20 protein-coding genes are annotated in these 14,794 nt (G+C 43.6%); 12 read left to right on the forward strand and 8 right to left on the reverse strand.

Annotated elements, in window-relative coordinates; genetic code table 11:
* The 8 genes from hisG to ACMXYP_RS12700 form a co-directional block, all read right to left on the reverse strand.
* A complete protein-coding gene (hisG, locus tag ACMXYP_RS12665; protein WP_415882000.1) occupies positions 1-648 on the reverse strand; it encodes an ATP phosphoribosyltransferase in 648 nt (215 codons plus the stop codon).
* 18 nt (positions 649-666) lie between these two features.
* The gene (gene murA, locus ACMXYP_RS12670; RefSeq protein ID WP_415882001.1) at positions 667-1,929 is read right to left on the reverse strand and encodes a UDP-N-acetylglucosamine 1-carboxyvinyltransferase; all 1,263 of its coding nucleotides are present in this window, start codon (positions 1,927-1,929) and stop codon (positions 667-669) included.
* 21 nt (positions 1,930-1,950) lie between these two features.
* Complete coding sequence (locus ACMXYP_RS12675) at positions 1,951-2,193, reverse strand: BolA family protein (RefSeq protein WP_415882002.1); 243 nt, start codon at positions 2,191-2,193, stop codon at positions 1,951-1,953.
* Positions 2,194-2,305: 112 nt separating this feature from the next.
* Positions 2,306-2,596 (reverse strand): STAS domain-containing protein, encoded by a 291-nt coding sequence (locus ACMXYP_RS12680; protein ID WP_415882003.1) that lies wholly within the window; start codon positions 2,594-2,596, stop codon positions 2,306-2,308.
* Positions 2,596-3,237 carry an MlaC/ttg2D family ABC transporter substrate-binding protein gene (locus ACMXYP_RS12685; RefSeq protein ID WP_415882004.1) on the reverse strand — a complete coding sequence of 214 codons (642 nt, stop codon included), beginning with the start codon at positions 3,235-3,237 and terminating at the stop codon, positions 2,596-2,598. Before ACMXYP_RS12685 ends, ACMXYP_RS12680 begins: the two co-directional genes overlap by 1 nt.
* Before the next feature lie 2 nt (positions 3,238-3,239).
* Positions 3,240-3,698 carry an outer membrane lipid asymmetry maintenance protein MlaD gene (gene mlaD, locus ACMXYP_RS12690; protein ID WP_415882005.1) on the reverse strand — a complete coding sequence of 153 codons (459 nt, stop codon included), beginning with the start codon at positions 3,696-3,698 and terminating at the stop codon, positions 3,240-3,242.
* Between the two features lies 1 nt (position 3,699).
* A complete protein-coding gene (gene mlaE, locus ACMXYP_RS12695; RefSeq protein ID WP_415882006.1) occupies positions 3,700-4,479 on the reverse strand; it encodes a lipid asymmetry maintenance ABC transporter permease subunit MlaE in 780 nt (259 codons plus the stop codon).
* A complete protein-coding gene (locus ACMXYP_RS12700; protein WP_415882007.1) occupies positions 4,476-5,291 on the reverse strand; it encodes an ATP-binding cassette domain-containing protein in 816 nt (271 codons plus the stop codon). Before ACMXYP_RS12700 ends, mlaE begins: the two co-directional genes overlap by 4 nt.
* Positions 5,292-5,500: 209 nt before the next feature.
* Between ACMXYP_RS12700 and ACMXYP_RS12705 the strand changes: the two genes are divergently transcribed.
* The 12 genes from ACMXYP_RS12705 to mgtE all read left to right on the forward strand — a co-directional run bounded on the left by ACMXYP_RS12705 (position 5,501) and on the right by mgtE (position 14,789).
* Positions 5,501-6,457: a calcium/sodium antiporter gene (locus tag ACMXYP_RS12705; protein WP_415882008.1), complete on the forward strand. Its 957-nt coding sequence runs from the start codon at positions 5,501-5,503 to the stop codon at positions 6,455-6,457.
* Between the two features lie 19 nt (positions 6,458-6,476).
* Positions 6,477-7,448, forward strand: a complete 972-nt coding sequence (locus tag ACMXYP_RS12710) for a KpsF/GutQ family sugar-phosphate isomerase (RefSeq protein WP_415882009.1) — start codon at positions 6,477-6,479, stop codon at positions 7,446-7,448.
* On the forward strand, positions 7,448-7,966 hold the full coding sequence (locus ACMXYP_RS12715) for a KdsC family phosphatase (RefSeq protein ID WP_415882010.1): 519 nt from the start codon (positions 7,448-7,450) through the stop codon (positions 7,964-7,966). The genes ACMXYP_RS12710 and ACMXYP_RS12715 overlap by 1 nt, the downstream gene beginning before the upstream one ends.
* Positions 7,967-7,978: 12 nt before the next feature.
* Positions 7,979-8,551, forward strand: coding sequence for an LPS export ABC transporter periplasmic protein LptC (gene lptC, locus ACMXYP_RS12720; RefSeq protein ID WP_415882011.1), 573 nt, complete (start codon positions 7,979-7,981; stop codon positions 8,549-8,551).
* Entirely contained in the window at positions 8,541-9,053 is a 513-nt protein-coding gene (gene lptA, locus ACMXYP_RS12725; RefSeq protein WP_415882012.1) for a lipopolysaccharide transport periplasmic protein LptA, read from the forward strand. Before lptC ends, lptA begins: the two co-directional genes overlap by 11 nt.
* Positions 9,054-9,064: 11 nt before the next feature.
* Complete coding sequence (lptB, locus tag ACMXYP_RS12730; RefSeq protein ID WP_415882013.1) at positions 9,065-9,790, forward strand: LPS export ABC transporter ATP-binding protein; 726 nt, start codon at positions 9,065-9,067, stop codon at positions 9,788-9,790.
* Between the two features lie 54 nt (positions 9,791-9,844).
* The gene (locus tag ACMXYP_RS12735; protein WP_415882014.1) at positions 9,845-11,359 is read left to right on the forward strand and encodes an RNA polymerase factor sigma-54; all 1,515 of its coding nucleotides are present in this window, start codon (positions 9,845-9,847) and stop codon (positions 11,357-11,359) included.
* Positions 11,360-11,417: 58 nt separating this feature from the next.
* Positions 11,418-11,708 carry a ribosome hibernation-promoting factor, HPF/YfiA family gene (gene hpf, locus ACMXYP_RS12740; RefSeq protein ID WP_415882015.1) on the forward strand — a complete coding sequence of 97 codons (291 nt, stop codon included), beginning with the start codon at positions 11,418-11,420 and terminating at the stop codon, positions 11,706-11,708.
* A 17-nt stretch (positions 11,709-11,725) separates the two neighbouring features.
* On the forward strand, positions 11,726-12,184 hold the full coding sequence (gene ptsN, locus ACMXYP_RS12745) for a PTS IIA-like nitrogen regulatory protein PtsN (RefSeq protein ID WP_415884671.1): 459 nt from the start codon (positions 11,726-11,728) through the stop codon (positions 12,182-12,184).
* 8 nt (positions 12,185-12,192) lie between these two features.
* Entirely contained in the window at positions 12,193-13,050 is an 858-nt protein-coding gene (rapZ, locus tag ACMXYP_RS12750; protein WP_415882016.1) for an RNase adapter RapZ, read from the forward strand.
* 5 nt (positions 13,051-13,055) lie between these two features.
* On the forward strand, positions 13,056-13,325 hold the full coding sequence (locus ACMXYP_RS12755) for an HPr family phosphocarrier protein (RefSeq protein ID WP_415882017.1): 270 nt from the start codon (positions 13,056-13,058) through the stop codon (positions 13,323-13,325).
* Positions 13,326-13,439: 114 nt separating this feature from the next.
* Positions 13,440-14,789 carry a magnesium transporter gene (gene mgtE / locus ACMXYP_RS12760; protein ID WP_415882018.1) on the forward strand — a complete coding sequence of 450 codons (1,350 nt, stop codon included), beginning with the start codon at positions 13,440-13,442 and terminating at the stop codon, positions 14,787-14,789.
* Positions 14,790-14,794: the final 5 nt, after the last annotated feature.

Raw genomic sequence — 14,794 nt, forward strand, 5'->3', positions numbered from 1 at the left:
TTACGCTTCTCCATCACGGCGGGCAATTGCATCAGCTAATTTATCTAAGATCGGTTGGATCTGACGGTGCTTCATCTTCATTGAAGGCTGGCCAACAACTAAACGTGAGCTGATATCCGCAATCTCTTCCATCGGCTCTAGACCGTTAGCTCGCAAGGTATTGCCTGTATCTACGATATCAACGATACGGTCTGCCAAGCCCATTAGCGGTGCTAATTCCATAGCGCCATAAAGTTTGATGATATCGACCTGACAACCCTGTTTAGCAAAGTAGTCACGGGTCACATTGACAAACTTACTCGCAACTTTCATTCGGCCTTCAACTGGCTCAGCCCCTTTCATACCTGCAACCATAAGCTTGCACTTAGAGATTTTCAGATCCAAAGGCTCATACAAACCAGCAGCACCATGTTCAAGCAGAACATCTTTACCTGCGATACCCATATCCGCGCCACCGTACTCAACATAAGTAGGTACGTCAGTTGCACGAATGACAACCAATTTGATGTTGTCATGGTTTGTATCAAAAATCAGTTTACGGCTGCTATGAATATCCTCTGCCGGCACAATGTCAGCTTCCGCCAATAAAGGCAGAGTTTCTTTGAGGATACGTCCCTTGGACAGTGCAATCGTTAGTTGCTGCTTCATAGCGTTCTATATACCTGTTTAACCTGGAACACGCTTAATACGTGCGCCTAATAACTGTAATTTTTCTTCAATACACTCGTAACCGCGATCGATGTGGTAGATACGATCAATTACGGTGTCACCGTCTGCAACCAATGCAGCAATAACCAAACTTGCAGAAGCACGCAGATCTGTTGCCATAACAGGCGCTGCCTGTAGACGCTCAACCCCTTCTACCACTGCGGTATTGCCATCAATATTGATTTTAGCGCCCATGCGAATCATCTCTTGCATGTGCATAAAACGGTTTTCAAATATGGTTTCTTTTAGAATACTGACGCCCTCAGATACCGCATTCATCGCCGAGAATTGCGCTTGCATATCTGTTGGGAAAGCAGGATAAGGCGCTGTAGTCACGTTAACTGCTTTTGGACGCTGACCTTTCATATCCAGCTCAATCCAATCATCACCTGTAGTGATATGTGCGCCCGCTTCTTCAAGCTTTTGTAGAACAGCATCAAGAATTGCTGGCGATGTATTTTTGATCTTTACCTTACCGCGCGTTGCCGCTACAGCAGCTAGGTATGTACCAGTCTCAATACGGTCAGCAACCACAGGAAATTTACAACCATGAAGTTTTTCAACACCATTAACAACAATGGTATCTGTACCGTGACCAGTAATGTCCGCACCCATCGCGATCAAACATTCTGCTAAGTCTACCACTTCAGGTTCACGAGCAGCATTCTCAAGAATACTCTGGCCTTCGGCCAGCGTTGCCGCCATCAGAATATTCTCTGTACCTGTAACTGTTACAGTATCAAAGAACACGCGGGCACCTTTTAAGCGACCATTCGTTTTAGCACGGATATAACCGCCTTCAACAACAACGTCTGCGCCCATTGCACGTAGACCCTGAATATGAAGATCGACTGGGCGTGAACCGATAGCACAACCACCAGGAAGGGAGACTTCAGCTTCGCCAAAGTGCGCCACCATAGGGCCCAGTACCAAGATTGATGCACGCATCGTTTTTACTAGTTCGTATGGTGCAACCAGTTTATCGATTGTGCTGGCATCAATTTCTACATTTAATTTTTCATCAATTACTAGCTCAACACCCATACGACGCAAAAGCTCAAGCATCGTCGTAATGTCATGTAAGTGTGGCAAGTTACAAATTGTAACTGGCTCAGACGCTAGCAAAGCAGAAGCAAGGATAGGTAACGCCGAGTTTTTAGCACCGGAGATACGAACTTCACCTGTGAGCTGCTCGCCACCTGTAATAATAAGTTTATCCATGGTCAATCCAGTAAAAGGCGTTTAGTTCTGGGAAGCTTCCCACTGCGCAGGGGTGTATGTCTTAATCGTTAGAGCGTGAATCGTTCCATTTGCGATATGCTCATTCAAGCAAGCATAGACAAGCTGCTGACATTTCACCGGGCGCAACCCTTCAAACAGTTCACCTACAACGGTTACCTGAAAATCACACCCTTCACCTGCGGTTGTAACTACACAGTTCTCAAGTTGAGATTCCAGAATCTGCTTAACCTGTTCAGCCTGCATGCAAAGCTCCCGATAGAATACTTCTAGATAAAAATAAGGCGGAAATAATACCGGATCATGACAAAAAAGGCGATGCTAAGCATCGCCTTAATCCAATATCACTTAATACTAATCAATTTGTTAGATCTTCAAGCCCAACCAATTTTGCAATCCCCTGCATTTCTACAGGTAAGTTGATCGGCTCAAGCTCCAATCTATTACATTTTGCAAAACGTAAACAACACAACCAAAAAGACAACGCAGAACTGTCTACTGCAGTAACCCCGTCAAAATCTACTTGCGCCGTACCATTCAAACCAGACAATAACGATTCAACCTGCTTACGAAGTTGCATGATCACAGGGAATTTAAGCTCACCTTCAATCGCAATTAACTGTGCTGACTTAATGCTAGCGGTTGCCATTAAGCACTTTCCTTGTCTGGGTCTACCTTATCTTTCCAGCTAGTAATAACTTTATCGACGTTATTACGATTACGCTGCATTAGATCTGCAAACTGGTTTTTAAAGCTCAGTTTGATATTTACGCTGCCATCCAAAACAGCGTTCACTAATTTCCATTCATCTGCACTCTTTTTCATATAGTAGATCAGCGCAAATTTAGTACCATCTGCAGCAAAAACGTTTACTGTAACAATCTGCTTTTTCTCATCAGGGCTTTTCTTACGAGGTGGCACCATCTCATAACGTTCAATTTTAAACCCGACAAGTGCTTTAGCGTAGGTTTTCAACAAAGTTGTTTTGAAAACACCACTAAACTCTTCACGTTGCTCTTTTGACGCTCTGCGATAGTATTTCCCCATTACACCTTTGGCGATGTAATCGAAGTCCACTACAGGAGAAAGAATAGTGTCAATTTCTGAAACTAATTGATCTTTCTGCTCTTCCTTTAGAAGTTCTTCGTTGCCTAATAACTGAAGAACATCTGAAGTAGCGCCTTCAATCACTTTGCCCGCTTCTTCCCAAGATGCATAAGCATTAAAAGAAAACATGAAAGCAACGATCGCAGCCAAATGGCCTAATCGTTTAAAAACCTGTTGTAACATAATTACTCACTCGCTTCATTGAAGAGGAATTTACCGATTAACTCCTCCAGCACTAGCGCTGATTGGGTATCTTCGATAAAGCCACCATTACTGAGATATTCCTCTTCGGCCCCAACGGTAACACCGATATACTGCTCACCCAGTAAACCTGCAGTTAGAATCGCTGCAGAACTATCGATGGAAAGAAAATCCACATCGCCATTTATTTCCATAGAAACTTTAGCGACTAACTGTTCCGTGTCTAGCTCAATGCTTGTAACTTTACCAATAGTGACACCGGACATTGTTACTTTTGCTCGAGGTGCCAAACCACCAATATTTTCAAAGCGGGCATAAACAGTATAAGTATTGTCACTTGTAGACATACTTAAACCACTTACGTTCAACGCCAATCCTACCAACGCTAAAATACCTGCCAAAACAAAGGCACCTACGCTGATCTCCAAGACCCGCATACGCATATCAAAGTTCTCCAAACATTACTGCTGTAAGAATAAAATCTAGGCCTAACACCGCTAGGGATGAATAAACCACTGTTTTCGTTGTAGCCTGACTAATACCCTCCGAGGTTGGTATACAGTCATAGCCTTGGAATACAGCAATCCAAGTTACAACGAAGCCGAAGGCAACCGCTTTAATTAAGCCGTTAACAACATCTTCATAAAAATCTACTGAGTTCTGCATATTGGCCCAAAAAGAACCATCGTAGATACCCAGCCAATCAATACTCACCAAAGCTCCACCGTAGATCCCTACGATTGCGAATATAGCCGCCAAAATAGGTAAGCAAATAAAGCCAGCCCAAAAACGTGGCGCAATAATGCGACGCAATGGGTCAACACCAATCATTTCTAAGCTAGAAAGCTGCTCTGTCGCTTTCATCAAGCCAATTTCCGCCGTTAAAGCAGAGCCAGCTCGCCCGGCAAAGAGCAAGGCAGTCACAACCGGGGCCAATTCTCTAACCAAACTCAACGCAACCATTTGCCCCACGGCTTGTTCAGATCCGTAATCGACAAGAATGGTGTAGCCTTGCAGACCTAATACCATACCGATAAACAGCCCCGACACTACGATAATTATCATCGACAACACGCCAACGAAATAGATCTGTTTTACCAATAAAGGAAACATCATTAGCGGCTGCGGCTTGGCGATCAATGATTGAAATAGGATCATTGTTGCTCGTCCGAACGCTGCAAGCTTACTTAATGTCACATGCCCTAAGGAGGCTAACTTGTTCATTTCAAACCACCTTGTAGCAAATCATCAGCATAATCACCTGCAGGAAAATGAAACGGCACAGGACCATCTGGCAAGCCGTGCATAAACTGTTTCACCTGTGGAGATTCTACTTCCAACAACTCTTCTGGCGTCCCCTGAGCAACGACTTTTGCATCAGCAAGAATAAATACGTAGTCAGCTATACCTAAAGTTTCCTGAATGTCATGTGAAACAATGATGCTGGTATGGCCTAAAGAGTTATTTAGATGCCTGATGAGATTAACTAGCACGCCCATTGCAATAGGGTCTTGACCAGTGAATGGTTCATCATACATTAAAATATCAGGATCTAATGCAATCGCTCGTGCAAGCGCAACACGTCGTGCCATACCTCCCGATAGTTCGCTTGGCATTAGCTTATTAGCACCGCGCAAACCGACTGCATGAAGCTTCATCAATACGATATCGCGAATCATATCTTCAGATAGATTCGTGTGGACACGAAGAGGGAAAGCCACATTTTCAAATACGCTAATATCGGTAAAAAGAGCGCCGCTCTGAAAAAGCATACCCATACGTTCACGAACCGAAAACAGTTCGCTACGACTTAATTCTGGGATATTTTGACCATCAATCGAGATAGAGCCTGTATCGGGTTTCAACTGACCGCCAATCAATTTTAGCAGTGTTGTTTTACCGGTACCTGAAGGGCCCATGATTGCAGTAATTTTTCCGCGAGGTATTTTAAGATCGACATTACTATATATCGGCCTTTCACCTCGAGCGAAGCTCAACTGCTGAATATCGATGACTACATCATCAAACTGACTCATAAGATTCCATTTATAAAACGTGCAAAACAGCTTAAGTCCGTTCCACTGTTCAGGCTTTATTCAATAACCCCTACTTTGTGGGGCCACAACTATACCATTTCGATATAAAAACGGGAATATTTACCTATAGTTACTTCGTGCCGATTTAAACAATAACTGCATTCTGTTTTAATAGCGTCCTTCATCTAATACTGGAACATATTTTCTTTATGCTTTACCCAATTTTGGCACTATTGGCCGGCTTAGTTTTATTAGTCTGGAGTGCAGATAAGTTTGTAGAAGGGGCTGCGGCGACAGCTAAAAATTTTGGTATGTCACCGATGCTTATCGGCCTGACAATTGTTTCATTTGGTACTTCAGCACCCGAAATCCTAGTTTCGATCATGGCATCCACATCCGGAGCTGGAGACCTTGCAATTGGTAACGCACTTGGTTCCAATATTGCTAACATCGCACTGGTGCTTGGCATTACCGCACTCATTGCGCCTTTACCCGTAAAATCAGGCGTTCTTCGAAAAGAACTTCCTCTACTATTAGGCGTTACCCTACTTGCCGGTGTAATTCTTTTCGACCTAAATCTAAGCCGCATGGATGGCGTTATTCTGCTAATTGCCCTAGCAGTATGCCTTTATCTATTTAATCGATTTCAAAAAAATGCGCCTCAAGATGAATTGGCAAATGATCAAGAAGAGCTACCTGAACTGGAAACTAAAAAGGCTATTTTTTGGTTGATCACGGGACTGGCTGTTCTAGCAGCGAGCTCTAGGTTACTTGTTTGGGGCGCAAGTGAAATCGCATTTGCAATGGGCGTCAGTAAACTCGTTGTAGGCCTTACAATCGTCGCTATAGGTACCAGTCTACCCGAGTTAGCTGCATCTGTAGCAAGCGCATTAAAGAACCATCACGACATCGCTATTGGCAACGTAGTGGGCTCTAACATTTTCAACCTTGTCGCAGTAATGGCGGTTCCAGGTCTAATTGCTCCAATCGGCATGGATGCTATTGTTCTGCAACGAGACTATGTTGCTATGCTTGGATTAACTTTCGCGCTGATGGCTTTCGCCCTTTGGCAAAAGCCCCCTTCTATCAGTCGTTTTGAAGGCAGCCTTTTAACTGCTGCCTATGCAGGCTATCTGGTCCTGCTATACACTATGACCGTCTCTTAATTAACATAATAGGTTTCTGATGTCGCAACCTGATTTTCTCAGTTCAGCAAGACGTACGATTCAACTCGAAGCGGAAGCAGTTTCTGATTTAGTTAGCCATCTGGATGAGAATTTTATTCGCGCCTGCGAACTGATGTTTCAATGTACCGGCAGAATCATTGTTACAGGCATGGGGAAATCAGGTCACATCGGTAAAAAAATTGCTGCAACTCTAGCAAGCACTGGCTCACCCTCCTTCTTTGTTCACCCTGGCGAAGCAAGTCATGGCGACCTAGGAATGATCACTTCAAACGATGTGGTTATCGCCCTATCTAATTCAGGAGAAACAGCCGAAGTCGCTACCATCATTCCTCTATTAAAAAGAATGAAGGCACCGCTTATTAGTATTACGGCAAATGCAGATTCAACCTTATCCACAGCGTCTGATGCAAACCTCCATATTGGCGTTGAAAAAGAAGCCTGCCCTCTTGGTTTAGCGCCAACCTCAAGTACTACAACTCAGTTAGTACTCGGAGATGCGTTGGCTATAGCACTATTAGAAGCACGCGGATTTAGCGCAGAAGATTTTGCTTTTTCTCACCCAGGTGGCAGCTTAGGTAGAAAATTACTCCTAAAAGTAAGCGATATTATGCACGCTGATCAGGACGTTCCTGAAGTCGAGTCTGGAACCCTTTTACAAGAAGCACTTTTAGAAGTTACTCGTAAACGCCTAGGCATGACTACAATCGTAGATAAAGATGGCAAGTTACTCGGCATATTCACCGATGGAGATTTACGCCGGGCTCTAGATCAGAACGTAGATCTTAAAACCACAGCTATAGATAATGTCATGACTCGCAAAGGCACCACAGTCAGCAGCGAAGCCTTGGCTGCTGAGTGCCTACAAATAATGGAAGCCAAGAAAATAAACGCACTTATAGTGACGGATGAATCGAATAGGCCAATTGGCGCTCTAAACATGCACGACCTACTTAAAGCAGGCGTTATTTAATGACAGTAGCAACTTATCTAAAGAACATTACACTTGCTGTTTTTGATGTAGATGGCATTTTAACCAACGGCCAACTTCTTTTTCTCCCCAATGGTCAAGAGGTCAAGCAGTTCAATACACTGGACGGCCTTGGCTTAAAACTATTGATGGAAGCAGGCATCGAGACTGCAATCATTACTGGGCGTAGCTCCCCACAAGTAGAACTTCGCAGTAAATCACTGGGTATCGATTACCTATTTCAAGGACGCGAAGATAAGCTTGTCGCTTTAGAAGAGCTTTGGTCTAACACCTCACATAGTGCAGCTACAACTGCTTATATAGGTGACGATTTGCCAGACCTATCCGCTATTCGTCACTGCGCATTTGGCGCCTGTGTTCCAAACGGGCACGAATTGGTCAAGCAACATGCCGATTGGTGTAGCATACGCAGAGGTGGTGAAGGGGCTGCAAGAGAATTTTGCGAGCATATCCTTGAAGCTCAAGGTAAACTTGAACAATTACATGCTAAGTACCTTTAAAAGTTCCTGCAAATGCCTGATCTAAGTAGTAAATTACGCATTATTATCGCTGCTGCCATCTTAATCCCAATACTCCTGTATTGGGGATTTTCAGGCTCACCTCAAGAACACGGCACAACCAATACATCCCTATCTGAAAAGATGGATTATTTTGTCGATCAAGCAACGGTTAAAGAATGGGATATTAACGGCAATCTAAAGCAAGAATTAACGATGCCGCGGCTAGAACATAGTCCGAAAGACAAACAAAATTTACTGATTGAACCTAAAAGCAATCTTTATCGCTCTGACAACTCCGCTGTCAACATTTCTTCAGATAGAGGTACAGCACAAGACGATAACAGCCGAATAGATCTTGCAGGTAATGTCATTGTTATTGATAATTCAAATGCGCGCTCGAGCAAAGAGCTAACCACCGAAGCGCTGACGATTTATCCCAAAAAAGATATCGCCGAAACAGACCTGCCAGTGAATTTAGAAACTGAACACACTCTAATGCAAGGCACTGGAATGGATATTAATTTCAACACCCGTGTTTTAAATTTGCATTCAAGGGTAGAAGGAACACATCAAAATGTTGATTAGGTTATCACAAACGCTTGTAGCACTATGTTTGCTTGCGTCGAATACCACTTTCGCCCTGCCTGATGATCAGGATAAGCCGATCTACATCACAGCAGATTCCGCTAGCATTAATGACACGACTGGCATCACCACCTATAAGGGCAATGTCATTATCAAGCAAGGCTCACTGCTGATCGAAGCAGCCCATGTAGATATGCACCGCGCCAACGAAGGTGTGGATAAATTAGTCGCTAAAGGCGCGCCCGCTCACTTCCGCCAACAACAGGAAGTGAATGGTGACTTCAGTGATGCTTGGGGCAAACACATGGTGTACATGGTTAACAAAAAGAAATTAACCATTACGCAAAGTGCCAAAGTCGTACAAGGCAAAGACACCTTTACTGGCAATAAAATTATTTATGACCTAGACAAATCAATTGTGGATGCTTTTGGTGCGACATCAAAAGACGCTAAAGAAAAAGGCCGTGTAAATATGGTCATTCAGCCCACTAAGAAGAAATAAGGCCTGCTGTAATGAGCTTATTGGAAGCGCGAAATTTAGCTAAGCGCTACAAAGGACGAGAAGTAGTAAAAGACGTCTCACTAAAAATTAATAGCGGTGAGATTGTTGGGCTTCTCGGACCCAATGGTGCAGGCAAAACCACCTGCTTTTATATGATAGTCGGTCTTGTACAAGCAGACCGAGGCCAAGTTAAAATTAAAGATCAAGATATCACAGCCCTTCCTATGCACGGACGTGCTCGTGAGGGCATTGGTTACCTGCCTCAAGAAGCCTCAATTTTTCGCAAACTATCTGTACAAGACAACTTGCTCGCGATACTAGAGACACGAAAAGATTTAGATCAACAAGCGATCAAGTCCAAAATGAATGAGCTTCTGGAAGAGTTTCACATCACTCATATTCGCGATAGCCTTGGCATGAGCCTATCTGGCGGTGAACGACGTAGGGTTGAAATCGCCAGAGCATTGGCAACTGAGCCTGAATTTGTGCTTTTAGATGAACCTTTTGCTGGTGTTGACCCTATTTCAGTCAATGACATCAAACAAACGATTCGTCACCTTCAGTCCAAAGGTATCGGCATTTTGATTACTGATCACAATGTCAGAGAAACACTAGATATCTGCGAAAGTGCCTATATTGTCAGTGAAGGCACTATACTTGCCAATGGTAAGCCTGATGACATTATGAATAATGAAGCAGTGCGCGATGCGTATCTCGGTGATCAATTCACCTTATAAACCCATAGATAATAACTAGATGATTGTAGCCTCTGGAGTTAGTGCCGCCGTATTATGAAACAAGCGCTTCATTTAAAAATTGGGCAACAGCTCACAATGACACCACAATTGCAGCAAGCGATTCGCCTGCTGCAATTATCTACACTGGATCTTCAACAAGAGATTCAGGAGGCACTTGAAAGCAATCCTATGCTGGATGTATCTGAGGATGACAACACTCCTGATGCGCCATCTAATGAACAGGATAACAATCTAGAAACACATCAAAGCGCTGCTGCCGAAGAATTAGAGAATAACACTTCAGCAGAACAGGATTTCGACGACACACCTGCGGCTGAAGATAATTGGAATGAGAGCATTCCGGAAGAACTATCTACTGACAGTAACTGGGAAGACACCTACCAATCTTCCACACCAACGTTAAGTAAAGAAGATCTTGATTCGTTTGAATCAAACGACACCGCAGAAGAAACCTTACAAGATCACCTTCACTGGCAACTAAACTTGACGCCTATGAGCGATCTAGATCGACTCATTGCGACCAACATTATTGATGGCATTAATCCGGATGGTTATTTAACTGTTCCTCTTGAAGAGATTCATGAGCACTTTTTGGAACAAAATTCTGATGAGAGTGACGAAGTTGAACTTGATGAAATAGAAGCCGTACTGCATCGTATTCAACAATTTGATCCGGCTGGCATAGCTTGTCGCAACCTTAGCGAATGCCTAGCTATACAGCTTCGCCAACTTCCATCTGATACACCATGGCGCAATGAAGCCATTAAAGTGGTGAATCAATACATCAAGCTTCTAGGCACCCACGACTATCGTCAATTAATGCGCAAGACGCGCCTGAAAGAGCCGCAACTACAACAAGTTATTCAGCTCATTCAAAGCCTCAACCCTAAGCCTGGCGCTAGCATTAGCCAGACCGCTGCAGAATATGTTATTCCAGATGTCATCGTAACAAAACAACGCGGTGTTTGGACTGTTAACCTAAATCCAGAAGTTTCGCCTAAACTTAGGATAAACTCCGGTTATGCAGGTTTAGTAAAGCGCGCTGATAACAGTTCGGATAACACCTATCTGAAAAACCATCTTCAAGAAGCACGTTGGTTTATTAAAAGCCTACAAAGCCGTAATGAAACACTATTAAAAGTGTCCAATGAGATCGTTAAACGACAATCAGGTTTTCTAGATCATGGCGAAGAAGGCATGAAACCCATGGTATTACACGATATTGCTGAAGCAGTAGAGATGCATGAATCCACTATCTCTCGTGTAACAACGCAAAAGTTTATGCACACACCTCGCGGTATTTTTGAATTGAAATACTTCTTCTCCAGCCATGTCAGCACAGCTACAGGCGGAGCAGCATCTTCAACAGCAATCCGCGCCCTAATTAAAAAGATGGTTGCAGCAGAGAACACAGCAAAACCTTTGAGCGATAATAAAATCGCACAGTTCCTAGATGAACAAGGATTCAAAGTAGCTAGACGTACCATTGCAAAATATCGTGAAGCAATGGGCATTCCTCCTTCTAATGAAAGAAAGCGTCTGGTTTAATAAAGAGATAATAAATAAGGACGGCGGCAAAACGCCTCCACTAATGTAGGAGAGACCTATGCAGATTAATATTACTGGACATCATGTTGAACTGACTGATTCAATGCAAAACTACGTCCTAGAAAAAATGCAGAAAATTGAGCGTCACTTCGATAACATCACCAATGTTCAAGTAACACTAAGCATCGAGAAACAACGTCAGAAAGCAGATGCCGAGATGCATGTCTCAGGCGCACAACTTTTCGCGACGCACGAGCACGATGATATGTATGCTGCAATTGACGGCCTAACAGACAAACTAGACCGTCAAGTTATCAAACATAAAGAAAAACTTAAAAATCACAAATAGGCCTCACGCTACAACGTATTATGTTGGTCCATGAACTATTAACCCCCTCAAGCACCCTTTGCGGCCTTGAGGGGAGCAGTAAAAAACGAATTCTGGAAAAAGCATCTGAAATTATTTCAGAGCAAAACCCTAACCTAGAAGCATCTTGCATCTTCAACGGCTTACACGGTCGCGAGAAATTAGGCAGTACAGGCATAGGCGATGGCATAGCTATACCCCATTGCCGACTTGCTGACTGCAACGATGCCAAAGGCTACTTAATCAAATTGGCTCAACCTATTGATTTCGATGCCATAGATAGCAAACCGGTAGATCTATTGTTTGTTCTTTTGGTACCAGAAGATGCTACGTCTGAACACTTACAAACTCTTGCCGCGATTGCTGAGCTATTTAGCCAGGAGAGTGTACGAGAACAGTTAAGAAGTGTTGAAGATAACGAAGTACTCTATCAGGCAATTTGCCAACTTAGTTCATAGGATGTGAAATGAAGCTTGTAGTGATAAGCGGTCGATCCGGTTCCGGCAAAAGTACGGCTCTACAAGCTCTAGAAGATATAGGTTTCTATTGCATAGACAACCTTCCAGCATTATTGCTACCTGATTTAGTCCAGCAGATGAGTAGTGAACCCAGTCATCCTGATCGCATAGCGGTCAGCATTGATGCGCGCAATCTACTCAGCAACCTATCCAAATTCCCTCAAATTTTGCTTAACCTTCGCCAAGAACGCTGGGCAGAATATGAAGTAATTTTTCTCGATTCATCTGAAGCTACGCTATTAAAAAGATACAGCTCAACCCGAAGAAAACACCCGCTTTCTGATAAACATAAAAATCTACAACAGTCTATCCAATCAGAATCTGAATTACTGGAACCTATTGCTAGCCTTGCTGATATTCGAATAGATACAACGCGCCTACCCCTTTATGACTTGAGGGATACGGTCAAGCTCCGTGTTGCTAAGCGAAAAGAGCAAACTCTTTCCGTTCAATTTGAATCCTTTGGTTTTAAACATGGGGTTCCTCTAGATGTCGATTTTGTATACGACGTCCGCGCACTACCTAACCCCCATTGGGTCCCAGAGCTGAGAAAATTTACAGGGCAGGAACAGCCGGTTCAAGACTTTCTAAACAATTCAGCAGAAGTAAACGAGATGATCAGTGATATCACTGAATTTCTATCTCGCTGGCTGCCCCGCTTTGCCGAAAATAATCGCAGCTATATAACAATCGGCATCGGCTGTACTGGAGGTCAACACCGTTCGGTTTATATAAGCGAACGTCTGGCTTCCCATTTCTCACAACACATGGATAATGTTCATGTCCGCCATAGAGAATTGAGTTAACACCGATGCAAGAAAAAGAACTAGAAATCATCAATAAACTAGGTCTCCATGCTCGCGCCGCAGCTAAGCTAATCGGTGTTACTTCACGCTTCTCTGCTGATATCACTTTAGTAAAAGATGGCCGAGAAGTGGATGGAAAAAGCATAATGTCCGTTATGATGTTAGCTGCTAGCCAGGGCACTACTCTATGCATAAAAACTCAGGGAGCAGATGAAGAAAGCGCTCTCATTGCCATCGAAGAACTAATCAATAATCGCTTCGACGAAGACGAGTAATAATTTTATACATATCATTGGGTTATCCCTGCCTTTACAATCCGCTATAATCAACGCGTTAGAAGACTTCCTATTTTTCACAGCATCGTGACGAATCATTAGCGACGGCATCCTATGGCGCAGACAGAAACCAAGTCTAATCTGGACAAGCTCAATGAAGCACTCGATTGCGGTGAATTTCGCCAGATTCGATTTACGCTAAACCGCGCTCTTCGCCCGACCGAAGTAGCTCGCCTAATTGAAAAATCCCCACCAAAAGAGCGTCAAATTCTATGGAACTTGATCTCTGAGGATCTTGAAGCAGAAGTTTTACAGCACCTTGGGGATGAAATTCAGGCTGATATCCTAAGCCGTATGAATTCGGAAGAGGTTTTAGCGCTTACAGAATCACTAGATTCGGACGATATGGTTGACGTGCTTCAGCAGCTTCCAAATCGAGTGATGAAAGAAACCCTGCGGATTATGGATAAGCAAAACCGCCGCAGAGTTGAGCAACTTCTATCCTATCCAGAAGATACAGCTGGCGGTCTGATGAACACGGATACAACCACTATCCGTCCTGATATCAGCGTAGAAACTACTTTACGTTATATCCGCCGTCACGATGAAATCCCTGAAATGACGGATAGCTTGATCGTTGTAAGTCGAAAAGATTCCTACATTGGGCTACTACCGTTAACCAAACTGCTCGTGTCAGATCCGTCTATCACGATCCGTGAGATCATGAATACGGATATAGAACCAATCAATGCAGATATGCCTGATGATCAAGTTGCTTCACTCTTTGAAGAGCATGATTTGGTTTCAGCACCTGTCGTTGACGATGATGGTAAACTTCTTGGTCGTATCACAATCGATGACGTTGTCGATGTCATCCGTGAAGATGCTGACCATTCTCTAATGAGCATGGCTGGCCTGGATGAAGATGAAGATACTTTTGCGCCAGTGTTGAAAACGACTCGACGCCGAGCTGTTTGGTTAGGCATCAATCTACTTACAGCATTTATAGCCTCCGCCGTTATTGGTATATTTGAAGATACGATTGAAAAAGTCGTAGCTTTAGCAGTTTTAATGCCGATTGTAGCCTCCATGGGCGGTATTGCAGGCTCGCAGACCTTAACACTTGTAATTCGTGGGCAAGCACTAGGACACGTTGAACGATCGAACGCCGGTTGGCTGTTAAACAGAGAGATCGTCGTAGGTGCCCTCAACGGTATTTTATGGGCTCTGGTTATTGCAGTAGTCGCCACGCTCTGGTTCCAAGATATAAATATAGGCATAGTTATCGCCTTGGCCATAGTGATTAACCTCATAGCCGGCGCTATAGCAGGCACCCTACTGCCTATATGTCTAAAATCATTGGGTATAGATCCTGCGCTAGCAGGCAGTGTACTCTTAACAACTATTACTGATGTGGTTGGATTCTTTGCCTTTTTAGGTCTAGCCACAGTTTTCTACGCCTGAGAAAT

It is taken from the genome of Neptuniibacter sp. QD34_54 (assembly GCF_047778055.1).
GTDB lineage: Bacteria > Pseudomonadota > Gammaproteobacteria > Pseudomonadales > Balneatricaceae > Neptuniibacter.

Excerpts from the sequence above, each read along its gene's own strand:
- hisG (WP_415882000.1), bottom strand. The coding sequence starts at position 648 with ATGAAGCAGCAACTAACGATTGCACTGTCCAAGGGACGTATCCTCAAA.
- murA (WP_415882001.1), bottom strand. The coding sequence starts at position 1,929 with ATGGATAAACTTATTATTACAGGTGGCGAGCAGCTCACAGGTGAAGTT.
- ACMXYP_RS12675 (WP_415882002.1), bottom strand. The coding sequence starts at position 2,193 with ATGCAGGCTGAACAGGTTAAGCAGATTCTGGAATCTCAACTTGAGAAC.
- ACMXYP_RS12680 (WP_415882003.1), bottom strand. The coding sequence starts at position 2,596 with ATGGCAACCGCTAGCATTAAGTCAGCACAGTTAATTGCGATTGAAGGT.
- ACMXYP_RS12685 (WP_415882004.1), bottom strand. The coding sequence starts at position 3,237 with ATGTTACAACAGGTTTTTAAACGATTAGGCCATTTGGCTGCGATCGTT.
- mlaD (WP_415882005.1), bottom strand. The coding sequence starts at position 3,698 with ATGCGTATGCGGGTCTTGGAGATCAGCGTAGGTGCCTTTGTTTTGGCA.
- mlaE (WP_415882006.1), bottom strand. The coding sequence starts at position 4,479 with ATGAACAAGTTAGCCTCCTTAGGGCATGTGACATTAAGTAAGCTTGCA.
- ACMXYP_RS12700 (WP_415882007.1), bottom strand. The coding sequence starts at position 5,291 with ATGAGTCAGTTTGATGATGTAGTCATCGATATTCAGCAGTTGAGCTTC.
- ACMXYP_RS12705 (WP_415882008.1), top strand. The coding sequence starts at position 5,501 with ATGCTTTACCCAATTTTGGCACTATTGGCCGGCTTAGTTTTATTAGTC.
- ACMXYP_RS12710 (WP_415882009.1), top strand. The coding sequence starts at position 6,477 with ATGTCGCAACCTGATTTTCTCAGTTCAGCAAGACGTACGATTCAACTC.
- ACMXYP_RS12715 (WP_415882010.1), top strand. The coding sequence starts at position 7,448 with ATGACAGTAGCAACTTATCTAAAGAACATTACACTTGCTGTTTTTGAT.
- lptC (WP_415882011.1), top strand. The coding sequence starts at position 7,979 with ATGCCTGATCTAAGTAGTAAATTACGCATTATTATCGCTGCTGCCATC.
- lptA (WP_415882012.1), top strand. The coding sequence starts at position 8,541 with ATGTTGATTAGGTTATCACAAACGCTTGTAGCACTATGTTTGCTTGCG.
- lptB (WP_415882013.1), top strand. The coding sequence starts at position 9,065 with ATGAGCTTATTGGAAGCGCGAAATTTAGCTAAGCGCTACAAAGGACGA.
- ACMXYP_RS12735 (WP_415882014.1), top strand. The coding sequence starts at position 9,845 with ATGAAACAAGCGCTTCATTTAAAAATTGGGCAACAGCTCACAATGACA.
- hpf (WP_415882015.1), top strand. The coding sequence starts at position 11,418 with ATGCAGATTAATATTACTGGACATCATGTTGAACTGACTGATTCAATG.
- rapZ (WP_415882016.1), top strand. The coding sequence starts at position 12,193 with ATGAAGCTTGTAGTGATAAGCGGTCGATCCGGTTCCGGCAAAAGTACG.
- ACMXYP_RS12755 (WP_415882017.1), top strand. The coding sequence starts at position 13,056 with ATGCAAGAAAAAGAACTAGAAATCATCAATAAACTAGGTCTCCATGCT.
- mgtE (WP_415882018.1), top strand. The coding sequence starts at position 13,440 with ATGGCGCAGACAGAAACCAAGTCTAATCTGGACAAGCTCAATGAAGCA.